Below are 13,250 nucleotides of genomic sequence, written 5' to 3'. Positions count from 1 at the left end.
TCGAAACTTGCGCCGCTTTGCTTTGCCTGGATGGCTCAAGCTTTGCGGTGTTTCTACCAGCTCATCACCTTGTAGATCGGGTCAAAGAAGTAACCCTGCACCAAGTCAGGCTCTCCGCGGACCGCGCCGTCGATGAGATGCGCTTCGGTCATGCCGTGCATCTTCATGCACATCTGGCAGACGATGACCTTGGCCCCGTCCGTGATGAGGGCGGTCAGGTGATCGGTCAACGTCATGCCTTGATAGGATGTTTGGGGAACGCCCTCCGCCGCGATGAGGACGGCCTTGTGGTTCAGGAACAGAACCACGGGATGTCCGCGTTTCAGGGCCTTGCCGGCGAAAACAAGCGCATGTCCCGCCATGCCCGTGTCCCCGCTGGTCAGATTGACGAACAGGCCGGCATTGGGGTCTTCCGCGGCGCTCGATTGAGAAGCTGCGCCAAATATAACAGCCATGGCGACGGCAATAGCGATAATGAATTGGTTTTTCATCTTCATCCTTAGACCTTCTTTTGCGAAAACCAGATACGACACTCGGACAGCGCACACCGCCCCATTGCATCGCTCCTGGAGTTGAGAACGCGAACCGCATCCGCCCTTCATGGCAGGGCAATTCGTTACCTGCTGGTCTAGGAGAAAACGTGGTTCTGGTCGTTGATGCAGGTCAACAGAGCCCCCCAGCAACACCGGAGAGACCATCCCGACCTTCGGGTCGAACAATGTCTATTCGTTCAAGAACGGGTTCACCGGTTTCACGATGATCTTTCCGGGCACGGTGATCGGTTTCGGCGCCGTTTCGTCCGGCGGTTTTCCGCGCGGCGTCTTCCATCGCGGATAAAGAAACCGGTAGGGATAGGTGTGGATGCGATTCCGGCCGAGGAGTCGCGTTGGCGTCGCCGTTCGCTGCGCGGCACCAGATCGTTCCAACGCTTTCTCGATCCCGAAGCGCCGAAAATTCTGCGCCTGTTCCAAGCCCGCATACCACAGGGTGTGGTTTCGCGCCGCATCCTCGGTTCGGAACAGGATCACGTCGCCCAGGACCAGAACCAAACCGTTGCCATATCCGCGCCGGGCGGCTTGCCGCCAGAACCTGTCCGTCCCCCCGACCCGAAAACGCGCCCAATCGAACAGTCCCGCCGGAAAGGCAATTCGGAAGCGTTTGTGTATGTCCTTGGGAATCGCCGCCGCCCCGACACCAAGATGGCCCTGCGCTTCGCGGATCCAGGCGGCCATTTCACGGCCGTGATTAGCGTCGCCATAATGGCCCGGCTTGCCGCGCCAGACGGTCACACCGGCATCCTGCGCCAGAACGGGTCCGGCGAGGATCGGTAACAATAAGGCTAGGATTGTGGCAAGAAACCGCATCGCCGTCCCCTGATCGTCAGAAACAGGATATGGGGACGGCGACAGGCTTTTGCTGCAACTACCGCTTTATCGGCGGGCTGAAAGCGGTCGGCACCATCAGCTTGTTCGACTGTTCGACGAGCGCGCCCAGTTCGCGGCTTTTCATGGTGTATTCCAGCCATTCCGGGTCTTTCCACATGGCGGTACGTTTCTTTTCGCGGTCGCCGGCATTCTCGTAGACCCAAATATGGACGTATTCGTTCGGATCGCCGGTTTCGGTGGTCATATAGACCAGCGGCTCACCCAAACAACGGAACTGAGCGGGCTTTCCGTATTTTTCATACAGCGCCATATGTTCCTTCATGTAACCGGGCTTTACTTTGTACGTACGCACATCCAACAGCATGACACTCTCCCTCGCCTGTTCGGATTCGGTTTATGGTGAAGGAAATCTAGAGCGAACCGGGAAAGGGAGAAAGAGAATGCACCTCAAAGGATCTTGTCACTGCGGGAAAGTACGGTTCGAGGTGGAAAGCCCCCATCCGGTTCCTTTCAACCGCTGCTATTGCGAAATCTGCCGCAAAACGGCCGGTAGCGGCGGCTTCGCCATCAATATCGGCGGCATCGCCGAGACGATGCAGGTGACGGGGCAGGAATTCGTTTCCGTCTATCAGGCGGCGATCCGTGACGACGCCGGCGAGGAAATTGGACAAAGCCCGCTGCGCCGGCATTTCTGCAGTCACTGCGGCTCGGCCCTATGGGCTTGGGACGACCGTTGGCCGGACCTGATCCACCCGCATGCGGGGGCGATCGACACGCCCCTGCCGAAACCGCCGGAATTGGTTCATCTGATGCTCGCCTCGAAACCGGCCTGGGTTTCCGTGGAACACGGGCCGGACGACCAATCCTATGACGGTTATCCGGAAGAATCCCTGGAAGCTTGGCACACGCGGTTGGGTCTGGAGACCTAACCGCGCTACCTGCTCGTCTGCGCCTAAAGCCGCGCGGCCAGCATCCTGATCCCCGCATAGGTGAAGAACAGCCCCAGAGCGCCCTGAATCCAGCGCCGCGCCTTGCTATAGAGCCGGACCATCACGCCGGTTGAAAAGGCCAGCGCATACAGACTGTGGGCGGCGAGCGACATTGAGGCGGCACCGATCACGATCACGGCCACGACCCAGATCGGCGCATTTGGCGCAAGACCGAGGGACATGATGGCAATCCAGGTCAACGCCGCCTTCGGGTTGCTCATCTGGACCGTCAAACCGCGCAGGAAAAGCCGGGACAGTCCGTGCCCGCTGGTCTGAACGCGCCCCTCAAGATCGCCGGGGCTTGCTGCCGAACGGAAGGATTTGAACGCGAGCCAGAGCAAATAGACACCGCCGATGATCTTGATGATGGTCAGCGCGCCGGCATAGGCCGCCAGCAGCGAGGAAAGGCCGGCCGCCGTGGCCGAGGCCCACAGGGCGGAACCGGTGGAAACACCGGCCGCAAGCGCCATTCCCTGCGACCGCCCGGAAGACATGGCGGTTCCGATCACCGCCATGACGTTTGGCCCCGGGCTCATCAGGCCCAGCCCACAAGCCCCCAACGCCAAGAGAATACCGGGTAGGTAAAGTGTCCACGCGTCCATGTCGGGTCGTATCCTTCCTGGGTTTTCGATCAATTCAAACCTGGGAATAATTACCCGGTACATGCTGACAGCATACTGTCAGGAAGGAAGGCGCGCGCCCGTCACCAAATCTCTGTCGTCCCCGTCGCCATGATGCTAGGTAGCGATTGAGCAGACAGTCACGACGGGTGGCACGAAGACGGCACGAGGGGCCGCAAGAAGGGGATTTGCGATGAAAGGCTACTGGATTGTTCTCGGCACGGAAGTCACTGATCAGGCAGCCCATGCGGAATACAACCGTCTATGGGCGCCCATCGCCGAAAAATACGGGGTGAAGATCAACCCCACCGAAACGCCGCCGATCTTGAAGGAGGCCCGAGACACCGCACGGGTCATCATCGTCGAGTTCCCCACCTATGAAGACGCGGTCGCCTGTTATGAAGACCCGGATTATCAGGCGGCCAAGACCTTCGCCAACAAGGCCGCAAAGCGAGACTTGCTGATCGTTCGGGGGGAGATCGCGTAACAGCGCCCCTTGTCTGAATCGATCGGCTATTGCCCCAAGGCCCGTTCCTTGTTTCGGCGTTTGCGGGCGTCCTGCTGGCTTTCCCCCGGCTTTGCCTTCTTCCGGACCGGCGCCGGGCGGGCAGTGTCCTGACGTTCCTGTTGCTGGCTGGTCCCCGATGACCGCGGTTGAAACGCGGGACGGGACGGACTGCCTTGCGGCTCGGCCTGCTTCTTTTCGCGCGGGGTTTCGGCGGATGCGGGGATCTGGCCGGCATACACGCACACCGCAAAGAACAGAACGACCGCGATCAGCCCGGCGCGCCGCGCCTTGGCTTCATTCAGTTGCGTTCTGTCTCGCTTTTCCAACATCATCCGATACAGATTGGGTCAGGCGGGTGGCGATGCAACGACCGTTCTATCGCGGCCTTGTTCCTTGGCGTCGTAGAGCGCGGCATCGGCGCGTTTAATCACGTCGTCGATGGTCTCGTCCGACCCGGCGGCTCCGGCTATGCCGATACTGACGGTGAAACGGACGGTCCCGTCCTTATCAGCGGCAACGTCGCACGCCCGGGCTTTATCCTGCAGACGGGCCGCCACCTCAGCGGCCTGCGTCACCCCGGTTTCGGGCAGCAACGCGATGAATTCCTCCCCGCCGAAACGGGCGAGCTTGTCGGTGACCCGCAAACTTTCCCGGCAAATTTCCGCCAAACGGACAAGAACGTCGTCGCCGGTGTGATGGCCGAAATTGTCATTGATGAGTTTGAAGTGATCCGCATCGATCATCATCAAGCTCAACGGCCGCCCATACCGGCGCATCAGCTTGAAGCCATCCTCCGCGGCTTCAAGAAAAGCCCTTCTGTTCAGCACATGGGTCAGGCCATCGGTGGTCGCAAGTTCGACGAGCTTGTTTTCATGCGCCTCTCGTAAGGTAATGTCGCGGACCAAGACGACATAGAAGCGTCGGTTTCCGATCTCAGCCAAGCCAATGGCAACTTCTGTCGGAACGGAACTGCCGTCGCGCCGCTGCCCCTTTAATCGATGTACGCCCGGCACCACTTGTAAACTCTTGCTCTCGCCTTCGCCGGCTTGAAAGCTGTCCCGCACCTTGTCCAAATCTGGCAGCAATCGGTCCGCCCGCGTGCCGGCGATCTCCTCCGACGTATAGCCGAACAAATTTTCGGCAGCGGCATTGAACTCCTCGATCACGCCGTTTTGGTCGACGACAATCACCCCTTCACGCGTCGTTTCCTGGAAGGCGCGCAGGCGTTTCTCGCTTTCAAAGGTCTGAGTCCGGATCCGTTGATAGCTGAAAACACCGATCGCGATCATAAGGGCGGATAAAATCCCGACCGCTTCGGCCAGGACAAGGTAATCCTGCCCATATTGCCATCCCCCCTCCGGAATGGCCGCGGCCACCCACTCTCCGCCCGGAACGCTTAAACGAACCTGAACGGAATCCATTCCGAAAAGCGCAGAATCGCCATGGAAAACGTCGCCCTCGGCGCCCAGCGCGTCCTTGCCGCGCACGGCATAGCGGATGCCGTCGACCTCCGCTGACAAGCCGACCGCGGTGAACAGACTTTCCTTATCCAGAACCAGGCTGAGAATGCCCCAATACGTTCCGTCCTCCCAAAAAACGGGGGTCCGGCTGATAAAGGCCTCGCCGCCCTGCAGCAAAGTCACAGGGCCGGCCAGGACGGTTTCTCTCTTCGCAATCGCATCCAGAACGGCGGGCCATTGTCGCGGTAGATCGGGATAGTAAAGGCCCAACGCTGCCTCGTTGCCTTCCAACGGATAGATGTAGCTGAGCCGGTTGCCGGGCGCGGCGCCTATATTCTTGATATGTCTGCCAAAATCGTGGACCGCTTTCAGGGCGGCTTGCATCCGGCTCCCATAATTGTCCCCAAGGGCCGAAATATAGGCAACAAGCCCATTGGCCAGAAAGACATTGGCATTCAGCTCCGCTTCGATGCGCGAAACCAAGGTCGAAAGGCGCTGCTGAACCTTCGAGCGTTCAATTTGCTCAAGGCGGTCACTTTCCGCCGTCACTATGTAATGCGTGGCGCCGGACAAGGCGACGAACACCATGGATGCGACGATGAATGCCCCGAGGCGCGAGGATATCGTTGGGGCGGTTCCGGTCATAAGGCCTTTGCGTTGAATTGCGGCGAAAAAGACGGTCGGTGAGAGCGCTCTAAAGATAGCATCCCATCACACATCAACATCATAAAATCATATGATATTTATATTAGACTGTATGATTATCAGCCCCAGCGGCAACCCTCCCGGTCCCTCTGTCCGGTCTTCTCCCCAAATACCAGATCAACGCGGCAATGATCAGAACGCCGCCCGCCAAACACCGCAGCGACGGTGTTTCGGCCAGAAGCAACCAGGCCAGAAGCGGCGCCAAGGGTGTTTCCATGATGCTAAGCAAAGCGGTTTCCGAAGACGGCAGCAGTTTGGCGCCGGACAGCAATGCCACAGAGGCCAGCGCGAAACACAGGCCGAATGCCGTCAGCATCGGGACCTCACCCAACGGAACCTCGAATGGGTCGGAAAACAAGACCGCGACCGGCAGCAGCATCAGACTGCTCAGCACCATCGGCCCGACCGCCGGCGTTGCCGGGTACCGCCGGTAAATCACCATCGCCACCGACATGCAGAGCGTCATCCACAAGGCGAACAAATCGCCGGTCACGGAGACGCCGGGCGCCGGCGCCCCAAAAATCACCGCCACACCGACCAGGGCCGCCCCGGCAGCAGCCATACACCGTCGGGACGGCTTTTCCCGCATCCAAATCCACGCGACGAAGGCCGCCAGGAAAGGTGCGGACGTGTAGATCAATGTGACATTCGCCACCGTCGTTTCCTTGAAAGCCGGGATGAAGGCCACGCTGCCCAGGCTGGAGACGCAGGCCGCGGCGAAGCCGCTCCACCCCATGCGTAGGATTTGATCGCGCAAACTGCCGCGCATCGCCATCAGTGCCCCCAGGAACACGGCTGCGATAAGGCCGCGCCAGAACAGGATGGTCCAGGCATCCGACGGGATTAGTTTTGTGAACACCCCCGCGGATGCGAACAACACCGCCGAGGCGACGACCAAAAAGGCGCCTTTGAACCTGGCTTCGACAGCGCCCGCGCCGGCGCTCATATCCTTTCATCCGAACGGAGGTTGGTGGAAATCCCGGTGGGACGTCCATCCAGGCTGACCGCGTTTTTCCGCCCCCAATAGGCCCGCACACCGTCGGCCCCCAACGCATCGTAAAACGGCAGAAGTTCATCGGGACCGCGCTGACGCTCGAACCGCATGACGGGAACCCCGGTACCACAGGAGGTCTGAACGAGATCGACGGTGAGATCGAAGATCTGCCGTGTTCCCGCCATGTCCGGAAATAGGCCGGACAAGTTCGGCCAATCCCGACCACCCGGATAGACAGCCCGCGCGGTGCCGTAGGCGCGAAGGATGCCTGCCTTGCCTTCAAAGGCGCAGAACATCAGCGTCATCCGGCTGTCTTCCAGCAAATGCGCCGCGGTTTCGTTGCCGCTTCCCGAAAGGCTTAGCCAGACGATCCGGTTCGGCGTCAACACGCGCAGCGTATCCATCCCCTTCGGCGACAGGTTGACCCTGCCGGTCGGCGCGGCGGTCGCGACGAAAAACAACGGTTGCGAACGAATATGGGCAATTTGTCCGTCGGAAAGGCGGTCGGCGCTGCTGGGCATCATGTCCTCCATGCTGGTGTGGAGGGGGATATAATCGCCCGATACTGACACCCTATTGTCAGTAGCGATGTGTTATGCGTTTTCTGTCAGCAACGGCCTGGCACGAACAGAGGGAGGTCCGGGTGCGGCGCGCCGATCGCTTATTCGAAATCATCCAATTGCTTCGGCAGGCCCGCGCCCCGATGACCGCCGCCGCGCTTGCCGAGCAGTTGGAAGTCAATATCCGCACCGTCTACCGCGATATCGCCACCCTGCAGGGCATGCGCGTCCCGATCGAGGGCGCGGCCGGTATCGGTTACCTGATGCGCCGGGGCTATGATCTCGCGCCGCTGATGTTCGACGTCGAGGAAATGGAGGCGATCGTCGTCGGCCTGAGTTTGTTGGCGCGCACCGGCGATGTCGGCCTGCAAACCGCCGCCCGGCGGGCCAATGCAAAGATCGCCGAAGTCCTGCCCGAAAGCCGCCGCGGGGAAGCCGAGGGCAGCCATCTGAATGTTTCCGACTGGGGCGCCGATCCCCCCGACCTGATCGATATGGCCGCCCTGCGCACGGCGCTGCGCGAAAACCGGGCGCTGCGCATCGCCTATCTGGACGAGGCCGGGGATGCCACCGAACGGACAATCCTGCCGGTCGCCCTGGTGTATTACGTGCAAGTCGCGGTCTTGGCCGCCTGGTGCCGTTTGCGGAAGGATTTCCGTCACTTCCGGATCGACCGGATACAAAGCATGGACGTGCTTGAAGAGGGGTTCGGACCGGACGCCCGTCAATTGCGCCTGAACTGGGAAGCGGCCCGCCAATCCGAAAAAGCGCCAACGTGACTAGGCACCAAGTCACGCAGTATCGTTCAAGACGCTCCCCGCCGGGGATTGCCATACTGGCCGCCCTATCCACGGAGACCGGTTCATGGCCGAAAACATCCTTGTCCTGCTGCTTGCCGCCCTGCCCCTGATGGGCAGTCCCGGCCCCGCCACCCTAAGCGCCGCCGCCACCGGGTCGGTCTATGGCATCGCCCGCGGCATCCCCTATCTCACCGGTATTTGCCTGGGAACCGCCACGGTCCTGGCGATCATCGCGACCGGGGTCACCGGTGTCTTGTTCACTGTCCCCGGCCTGATGCCCGTGCTGACCATCGCGGCGGCGGCCTATATCCTGTATCTCGCCTACCGGATCGCCACCGCGCCGGTCCTGTCGGAAGACAAGGGTGACCGTCCCGCCCCGGCCTTCGCAGGCGGGTATCTGCTGGCCATAGCCAATCCCAAAGCCTATGCGGCGATCGGGGCGGTCTATACCAGTGTCATCGTCATTGCCGACGCGCCGATCCGGGACGCGGCGGTGAAACTGATCGTCCTGTCGATCGTGATCGTGGCGGTGAACACGACCTGGCTCGTCCTCGGCGCCGGGCTTGCGCGCCTGTTGCGGCATCCGACCGCAGGGCGGATTGCGAATATAACCTTCGCGATTCTTCTTGTTGGATCGGTCGTCCTCGCCCTTCTGGGATAAGGTCGCGGGGATGTCTCCTCCATAAAGAGAACCCCCGCCGTAAAGAGAGCCCCCCGTAAAGAGAGCATTGCCGCCAAGGCCACTCGCCAGCCCCGCGTAGCGTGTTACCATCGCGATCAACAAGAACACATGCGCCCCTGGGAGAATCATCGATGGCCAAGATCAACATTCAGTTCACACTCTTTTCCGCTTTCTATTCGCCGCTGATTTCCACCATGTCCGGCGGTTTTCTGGAGGCGGAGGGCCTGGAACCGGAATGGTCGGTTTCGCCCCCCGGCGTCACGGCGATCGAATCCCTCAAGAACGGCAGCGCGCATGTGGTTCAATCGGCCCTAAGCCAGGCCTTCGGTCCCTTGAACAAGGGTGAGACCCCGCCCGCGGTCCATTTCGCCCAGGTCAATGAAATGGATGGGTTCTTCCTGACCGGCCGGCAGCCCGACCCGGACTTCACCTGGAAGAAGCTGGAAGGGTCGGAAGTCGTTCTGTTCGGCGGCGGTCAACCGCTGGCCATGTTCAAATACGCCTGCCACAAGGCCGGTATCGACTTCGACAAGATCAAGGCGATCCATCCCGGCAACGCGGCGGATATCGACGCCGCCTTCCGGGCCGGCGAAGGCACCTATGTTCAGCAACAGGGCCCCTTCCCGCAGCAGTTGGAGGCCGACGGCATCGGTCATGTGGTCGCGCAGGTCGGCAAGCAGATCGGCCCGTGCGGGTTCTCCAGCCTGGCGACCACGCGTGACTGGCTGGAAACCGATATGGCAAAGGCCTTCACCCGCGCCTACATCAAAACGCGCCGCTATATGAACGACACCCCGGCGGCGGAAATCGCCAAAGCGGAGAAACCCTATTTCCCGAAGATCGACGAAGATGTGCTGGCCAAATGCATCGCGGCCTATCAACAACTCGGCACCTGGACCCCGCATGTGGAGATCACCAAGGAAGCCTATGAAGCCACTTTGGACATCTTCGCGTATAATGGTGTGATCACCGAGCGCTTCGCCTATGATCAGGTCTGCGCCCTGCCGCCCGCGGTTTGAAGGCATGGGGCATAGCGACTCCGCCATCGCAATACACCCGGCAACGCCGGACCGGTGGCCGGATTTCGAACGCCTGATGGGCCCCAAGGGTGCTGTCGGCGGATGTTGGTGCATGGCTTGGCGCTACACCGCCAAACAGATGAAAGCCAACAAGGGCGACACGGCCAAGACGGATATTCGAAAAGCTTTTGAAACAGGCCCACCACCCGGCTTGATCGCCTATGACGGTGCCGACCCCGTCGCCTGGTGTTCAATCGCGCCGCGCGATGTCTTCATCCGCCTCGGCGCCTCAAAGGTTCTTTCGCCCGTCGATGAACGACCGGTCTGGTCCGTCTCCTGCTTTTTCATCAAGAAGTGTTATCGCGGCGACGGACTGGCCCAACGCCTGTTGGAAGCGGCCGACGATTTCGTGCGGTCGCAAGGCGGCAATATGGTCGAGGGCTATCCCATAGACCCGGTGAAAAAGCCTTACCCGACGGCCTATGCCTGGACCGGTTTCGCCGGCAGCTTCCGGAATGCCGGTTTCCAGGAAGTCGCGCGCCGGTCGGAAACCCGCCCGATCATGCGCCGGCAATTGGACTGAAGATTGTTTCGCGGTACGCAGATCGGCGATTGGGATCGGGCATATTGAACAACGAAAACAACGCGATGCGCAGATTCCGGATGGATCATAATTTATGAAATAAAAAAATATAAATAAATCAATAATTTAGTTTGTTTTCTTCCAGCTAAATCTCCATAATTGAGCGGGAAGAGATTCTTCTTCCCCTATGGGAGAGATTTATGAATTTGCCTGAATGGCTGAAACCTGGACTGATGGGCGCCGCCGCTGGCGCCGCCGTACTTGCCTATGTTGGATTTTCCTGGGGCGGCTGGGTCACCGGTAGCACCGCCGAGAAACTCGCATCCGAACAAGCGCAGCTCGAAGTCGTTGCCGCCTTGGTGCCGATCTGCCTCGACCAATACCAGCACGATCCGAATTCCGGGACGACAATCGCCGAACTGAAGGGTGCAAGCACCTATCAGCGCCGGGATATCCTGATCGAAGCCGGTTGGGCGACGATGCCGGGTGCGACCGAAGCCAGCAATAGCGTCGCCAATGCCTGCGTCCGAGAAATTTCAGCGACGTTCTGATCCCGCTTTGGCAGGTTGAGACCAAACGGAACGCCCCCGCCGTCAAAGACGGTATGGGCGTTACCGTCTTGGTCCGGCCGAACGAATATCCCTCAACAAGCCGGCCCAGCAGCGGCATTCCATCAATTCTCGAAAAATGAGACGACCGGCATATCCCCACAGTCGCGATCACCCGACATGCGGGCCATAAATCGCCGTCATCATCGCTCACGAATTCATTAAATTTAATATATTAATCAGCGCCTTATATAGTCATCCAAACCTGAAAAATTAATTCCCTCCATTGAGAGCGAGGTTTCAATTCGTTCACCGGCAGGGTCCATTTTTTTCGATGGCATTTGATGGTGCGCCGCAACATCCTCCCTTGAGTGGCCGGGCGACCCGGTCGAATTCGCTCAACCAGCCGGCTGCTTGGGAGGCCTGTGCGTGTCCATATCCGCCTTGAATCATGATGCTCTTTTCCTGACCGTCGACTGGGCCGACGCGCCCCCGTCCCGGCATGCCCTGATATGGCTGCGCGATCACGACCCAATGGGATTTCACCCGGAAACCGGCGAGCGGGTCTTCGACCTTCTGTCCGTTCCCGAAGAGCCGCATTTGGTTGACAGCAGCGTTGTCGAGGACGGCCAGGCGGTGACGCTGACCTGGGAAGACGGTCATGTCACACGCTTCGACAGCGACTTCCTGCGCAAACAGTTTCTGGAGAAAGGCCGCCGCGCCGCCGCCCCGATCGTGCCGGAAAGCTGGGACGGCAGGTTCGGCGAACGCCTGCCGCGCCATGATCACGACGCGATCATGCAGGACGACCGCGCCCTGTTGGCTTGGTTGGAGGATATAACCTGTCTGGGACTGACCGTGGTTGAGAACACCCCGCCGGTTGTCGGCAGCCTGGAAACACTGTGCCGGCGTATCGCCCATCTGCGGGAAACCAACTTCGGGACCGTGTTCGAAGTTTTCTCAAAACCCAATCCGACGAACCAAGCTTATACGGCCGACGCGCTGCCGCTTCATACCGATCAATCGAACCAGGAAACGCCCCCGGGCTTCCAGTTCCTGCACACTTTGCGGAACGAGGCGGAAGGCGGCGTTTCGATCTTCGCAGACGGCATCCGCATGGCCGAGGACCTGCGCGACCGAAACCCGGATGCCTATCGCCTGCTGCGAGACGTGAAAATCCCCAGCCGCTATTTCGATGACGATTGGGACATCCGTTTCAGCCGCCCGGTCCTGGCGGAAGACGCCCGCGGCGAACCTGTGGAGGTCAATTGGAACCGGCATCTGACGGATGTGTTCGACATGGATCCGGAAGAGTCCATTGCCTATTACCGGGCCTACCGCGCCTTCCTGGCCCTCACCTATGACCCGCATTACCGGTTCGAGTTGAAAAGCCGCCCGGGCGATGTCTTCGCCTTCAACAATCGGCGGACGCTTCACGGCCGAACCAAGTTCGATCCCAACACCGGCGCTCGGCACCTGCGCGGCTGCTATGTGGATTGGACAGATATGATGGGGCGCATCCGCGTGTTGCAAAATCGGCATGGCAAGGCCTGAACCGAAAATTTAGGTATGTTATTTTTAAATTAAAAATCAATATCTTAATCGTTAACCCTTAATCTACCATCCAAACTCAGCCGCCGAGCACCCGAGACGGGGGTCGTTCGTCGATATCGACTCGGCAATACAGTCTATGATTTAGTTTTGGATAGATGACCAAACACGCGAACAACCGCGCCAATGATTGCAAAGGGGGAGCGTCATGGCAGGGTGGAATCCGGGTCCGGACCCGTTTCCTGCGGATGATTTCAAAGAGATCACCGACTTTACCTATCTGGATGAACTGAAGTTCATCAGGCATGCCAACATACATGTCGACAAGACGCCGGCTTCCCTCTGGCAACTCTCCGCCGACTTTCGGGCCAGCATGACGGTCCATCCGGTGAACGGGTCGCCCTATCCGCTTACGATCAAGGCGCCCCGCGGAATGTTCACCGACTTGTCGTCGGTTCCGAAACTGCTGTGGTCCCTGATCGGCCCCATCGGACCGCATTTGGAAGCGAGCATCCTTCACGACTATCTCTACATGGGGTGGACGGATTTTCGGACAAAGGCGCGCCGGCAGGATTGGGTCTTCGCGGACACCATGTTCCTGGCGGGAATGACGACGTCAAAGGTCAAGGAACGGAAGTTGATCTTCGGTGCCGTCCATTCCAGCGTCGGCTGGTCTGTCTTCAAGAAGAAGAACTATACGCTGAAGGAACGCATGGATGAGTGGCTTCCGCTGCTCAAAAAGGATCACGGCCGCGACGATCCGCCCTCCACCGTCGCCGGAAGCGCAAAAGCTGTTTCGGACCTGACCGCGAATGCGGCAGCGAATAGCGGACAGCGCTAGGTCGG

At 59.8% G+C, this 13,250-nt stretch carries 17 protein-coding genes; 9 read left to right on the top strand and 8 right to left on the bottom strand.

Translation table 11 applies throughout. The features are described from left to right. Nucleotides 1–53: 53 nt before the first annotated feature. From EOI86_RS05355 to EOI86_RS05345, 3 genes are all read right to left on the bottom strand, one after another. The gene (locus EOI86_RS05355) at nt 54–497 is read right to left on the bottom strand and encodes a DsrE family protein (RefSeq protein WP_161973706.1); all 444 of its coding nucleotides are present in this window, start codon (nt 495–497) and stop codon (nt 54–56) included. A 225-nt stretch (nt 498–722) separates the two neighbouring features. After that, entirely contained in the window at nt 723–1,364 is a 642-nt protein-coding gene (locus EOI86_RS05350; protein ID WP_127764071.1) for a hypothetical protein, read from the bottom strand. A 58-nt stretch (nt 1,365–1,422) separates the two neighbouring features. After that, nucleotides 1,423–1,749: an NIPSNAP family protein gene (locus EOI86_RS05345; protein WP_127764070.1), complete on the bottom strand. Its 327-nt coding sequence runs from the start codon at nt 1,747–1,749 to the stop codon at nt 1,423–1,425. 76 nt (nt 1,750–1,825) lie between these two features. Here EOI86_RS05345 and EOI86_RS05340 point away from each other — a divergent pair, with 76 nt between their 5' ends. Further along, nucleotides 1,826–2,314 carry a GFA family protein gene (locus EOI86_RS05340; protein ID WP_127764069.1) on the top strand — a complete coding sequence of 163 codons (489 nt, stop codon included), beginning with the start codon at nt 1,826–1,828 and terminating at the stop codon, nt 2,312–2,314. A gap of 23 nt (nt 2,315–2,337) precedes the next feature. Here the strand turns inward: EOI86_RS05340 and EOI86_RS05335 are convergent, their stop codons facing one another. Continuing rightward, nucleotides 2,338–2,976, bottom strand: a complete 639-nt coding sequence (locus EOI86_RS05335; RefSeq protein ID WP_127764068.1) for a LysE family translocator — start codon at nt 2,974–2,976, stop codon at nt 2,338–2,340. A gap of 211 nt (nt 2,977–3,187) precedes the next feature. Between EOI86_RS05335 and EOI86_RS05330 the strand changes: the two genes are divergently transcribed. Beyond that, entirely contained in the window at nt 3,188–3,481 is a 294-nt protein-coding gene (locus EOI86_RS05330; protein WP_127764067.1) for a DUF1330 domain-containing protein, read from the top strand. Between the two features lie 26 nt (nt 3,482–3,507). On the opposite strand, the gene EOI86_RS05325 is transcribed toward EOI86_RS05330, so the two are convergent. The 4 genes from EOI86_RS05325 to EOI86_RS05310 all read right to left on the bottom strand — a co-directional run bounded on the left by EOI86_RS05325 (nt 3,508) and on the right by EOI86_RS05310 (nt 7,185). Next, nucleotides 3,508–3,834 (bottom strand): hypothetical protein, encoded by a 327-nt coding sequence (locus tag EOI86_RS05325; RefSeq protein ID WP_127764066.1) that lies wholly within the window; start codon nt 3,832–3,834, stop codon nt 3,508–3,510. A 15-nt stretch (nt 3,835–3,849) separates the two neighbouring features. Further along, on the bottom strand, nt 3,850–5,607 hold the full coding sequence (locus EOI86_RS05320; protein ID WP_127764065.1) for a diguanylate cyclase: 1,758 nt from the start codon (nt 5,605–5,607) through the stop codon (nt 3,850–3,852). A 103-nt stretch (nt 5,608–5,710) separates the two neighbouring features. Further along, nucleotides 5,711–6,613, bottom strand: coding sequence for a DMT family transporter (locus EOI86_RS05315; RefSeq protein ID WP_127764064.1), 903 nt, complete (start codon nt 6,611–6,613; stop codon nt 5,711–5,713). After that, nucleotides 6,610–7,185, bottom strand: a complete 576-nt coding sequence (locus tag EOI86_RS05310) for a pyridoxamine 5'-phosphate oxidase family protein (protein ID WP_205032069.1) — start codon at nt 7,183–7,185, stop codon at nt 6,610–6,612. Before EOI86_RS05310 ends, EOI86_RS05315 begins: the two co-directional genes overlap by 4 nt. Before the next feature lie 71 nt (nt 7,186–7,256). On the opposite strand from EOI86_RS05310, the gene EOI86_RS05305 reads away from it, so the two are divergent. The 7 genes from EOI86_RS05305 to EOI86_RS05275 all read left to right on the top strand — a co-directional run bounded on the left by EOI86_RS05305 (nt 7,257) and on the right by EOI86_RS05275 (nt 13,245). Then, complete coding sequence (locus EOI86_RS05305; RefSeq protein WP_127764063.1) at nt 7,257–8,000, top strand: helix-turn-helix transcriptional regulator; 744 nt, start codon at nt 7,257–7,259, stop codon at nt 7,998–8,000. 85 nt (nt 8,001–8,085) lie between these two features. After that, nucleotides 8,086–8,682 (top strand): LysE family translocator, encoded by a 597-nt coding sequence (locus tag EOI86_RS05300; RefSeq protein ID WP_127764062.1) that lies wholly within the window; start codon nt 8,086–8,088, stop codon nt 8,680–8,682. 152 nt (nt 8,683–8,834) lie between these two features. Next, the gene (locus EOI86_RS05295; protein ID WP_127764061.1) at nt 8,835–9,722 is read left to right on the top strand and encodes an ABC transporter substrate-binding protein; all 888 of its coding nucleotides are present in this window, start codon (nt 8,835–8,837) and stop codon (nt 9,720–9,722) included. A gap of 4 nt (nt 9,723–9,726) precedes the next feature. Further along, nucleotides 9,727–10,305: a GNAT family N-acetyltransferase gene (locus EOI86_RS05290; RefSeq protein ID WP_205032068.1), complete on the top strand. Its 579-nt coding sequence runs from the start codon at nt 9,727–9,729 to the stop codon at nt 10,303–10,305. 200 nt (nt 10,306–10,505) lie between these two features. Further along, the gene (locus EOI86_RS05285; RefSeq protein ID WP_127764060.1) at nt 10,506–10,856 is read left to right on the top strand and encodes a hypothetical protein; all 351 of its coding nucleotides are present in this window, start codon (nt 10,506–10,508) and stop codon (nt 10,854–10,856) included. Nucleotides 10,857–11,282: 426 nt separating this feature from the next. Then, nucleotides 11,283–12,407, top strand: a complete 1,125-nt coding sequence (locus EOI86_RS05280) for a TauD/TfdA family dioxygenase (RefSeq protein ID WP_161973705.1) — start codon at nt 11,283–11,285, stop codon at nt 12,405–12,407. Nucleotides 12,408–12,612: 205 nt separating this feature from the next. After that, nucleotides 12,613–13,245, top strand: a complete 633-nt coding sequence (locus EOI86_RS05275) for a DUF1353 domain-containing protein (protein WP_127764058.1) — start codon at nt 12,613–12,615, stop codon at nt 13,243–13,245. The last annotated feature ends 5 nt before the right edge of the window (nt 13,246–13,250 follow it).

The sequence above is a fragment of the Hwanghaeella grinnelliae genome, assembly GCF_004005845.1.
Taxonomy (GTDB): domain Bacteria; phylum Pseudomonadota; class Alphaproteobacteria; order UBA8366; family Aestuariispiraceae; genus Hwanghaeella; species Hwanghaeella grinnelliae.
This window is presented reverse-complemented; position numbering and strand designations above follow the sequence as displayed.

Bases quoted from the DNA above. Each gene is read 5' to 3' on its own strand.
- EOI86_RS05355 (WP_161973706.1), bottom strand. From the start codon at position 497: ATGAAGATGAAAAACCAATTCATTATCGCTATTGCCGTCGCCATGGCT.
- EOI86_RS05350 (WP_127764071.1), bottom strand. From the start codon at position 1,364: ATGCGGTTTCTTGCCACAATCCTAGCCTTATTGTTACCGATCCTCGCC.
- EOI86_RS05345 (WP_127764070.1), bottom strand. From the start codon at position 1,749: ATGCTGTTGGATGTGCGTACGTACAAAGTAAAGCCCGGTTACATGAAG.
- EOI86_RS05340 (WP_127764069.1), top strand. From the start codon at position 1,826: ATGCACCTCAAAGGATCTTGTCACTGCGGGAAAGTACGGTTCGAGGTG.
- EOI86_RS05335 (WP_127764068.1), bottom strand. From the start codon at position 2,976: ATGGACGCGTGGACACTTTACCTACCCGGTATTCTCTTGGCGTTGGGG.
- EOI86_RS05330 (WP_127764067.1), top strand. From the start codon at position 3,188: ATGAAAGGCTACTGGATTGTTCTCGGCACGGAAGTCACTGATCAGGCA.
- EOI86_RS05325 (WP_127764066.1), bottom strand. From the start codon at position 3,834: ATGATGTTGGAAAAGCGAGACAGAACGCAACTGAATGAAGCCAAGGCG.
- EOI86_RS05320 (WP_127764065.1), bottom strand. From the start codon at position 5,607: ATGACCGGAACCGCCCCAACGATATCCTCGCGCCTCGGGGCATTCATC.
- EOI86_RS05315 (WP_127764064.1), bottom strand. From the start codon at position 6,613: ATGAGCGCCGGCGCGGGCGCTGTCGAAGCCAGGTTCAAAGGCGCCTTT.
- EOI86_RS05310 (WP_205032069.1), bottom strand. From the start codon at position 7,185: ATGATGCCCAGCAGCGCCGACCGCCTTTCCGACGGACAAATTGCCCAT.
- EOI86_RS05305 (WP_127764063.1), top strand. From the start codon at position 7,257: ATGCGTTTTCTGTCAGCAACGGCCTGGCACGAACAGAGGGAGGTCCGG.
- EOI86_RS05300 (WP_127764062.1), top strand. From the start codon at position 8,086: ATGGCCGAAAACATCCTTGTCCTGCTGCTTGCCGCCCTGCCCCTGATG.
- EOI86_RS05295 (WP_127764061.1), top strand. From the start codon at position 8,835: ATGGCCAAGATCAACATTCAGTTCACACTCTTTTCCGCTTTCTATTCG.
- EOI86_RS05290 (WP_205032068.1), top strand. From the start codon at position 9,727: ATGGGGCATAGCGACTCCGCCATCGCAATACACCCGGCAACGCCGGAC.
- EOI86_RS05285 (WP_127764060.1), top strand. From the start codon at position 10,506: ATGAATTTGCCTGAATGGCTGAAACCTGGACTGATGGGCGCCGCCGCT.
- EOI86_RS05275 (WP_127764058.1), top strand. From the start codon at position 12,613: ATGGCAGGGTGGAATCCGGGTCCGGACCCGTTTCCTGCGGATGATTTC.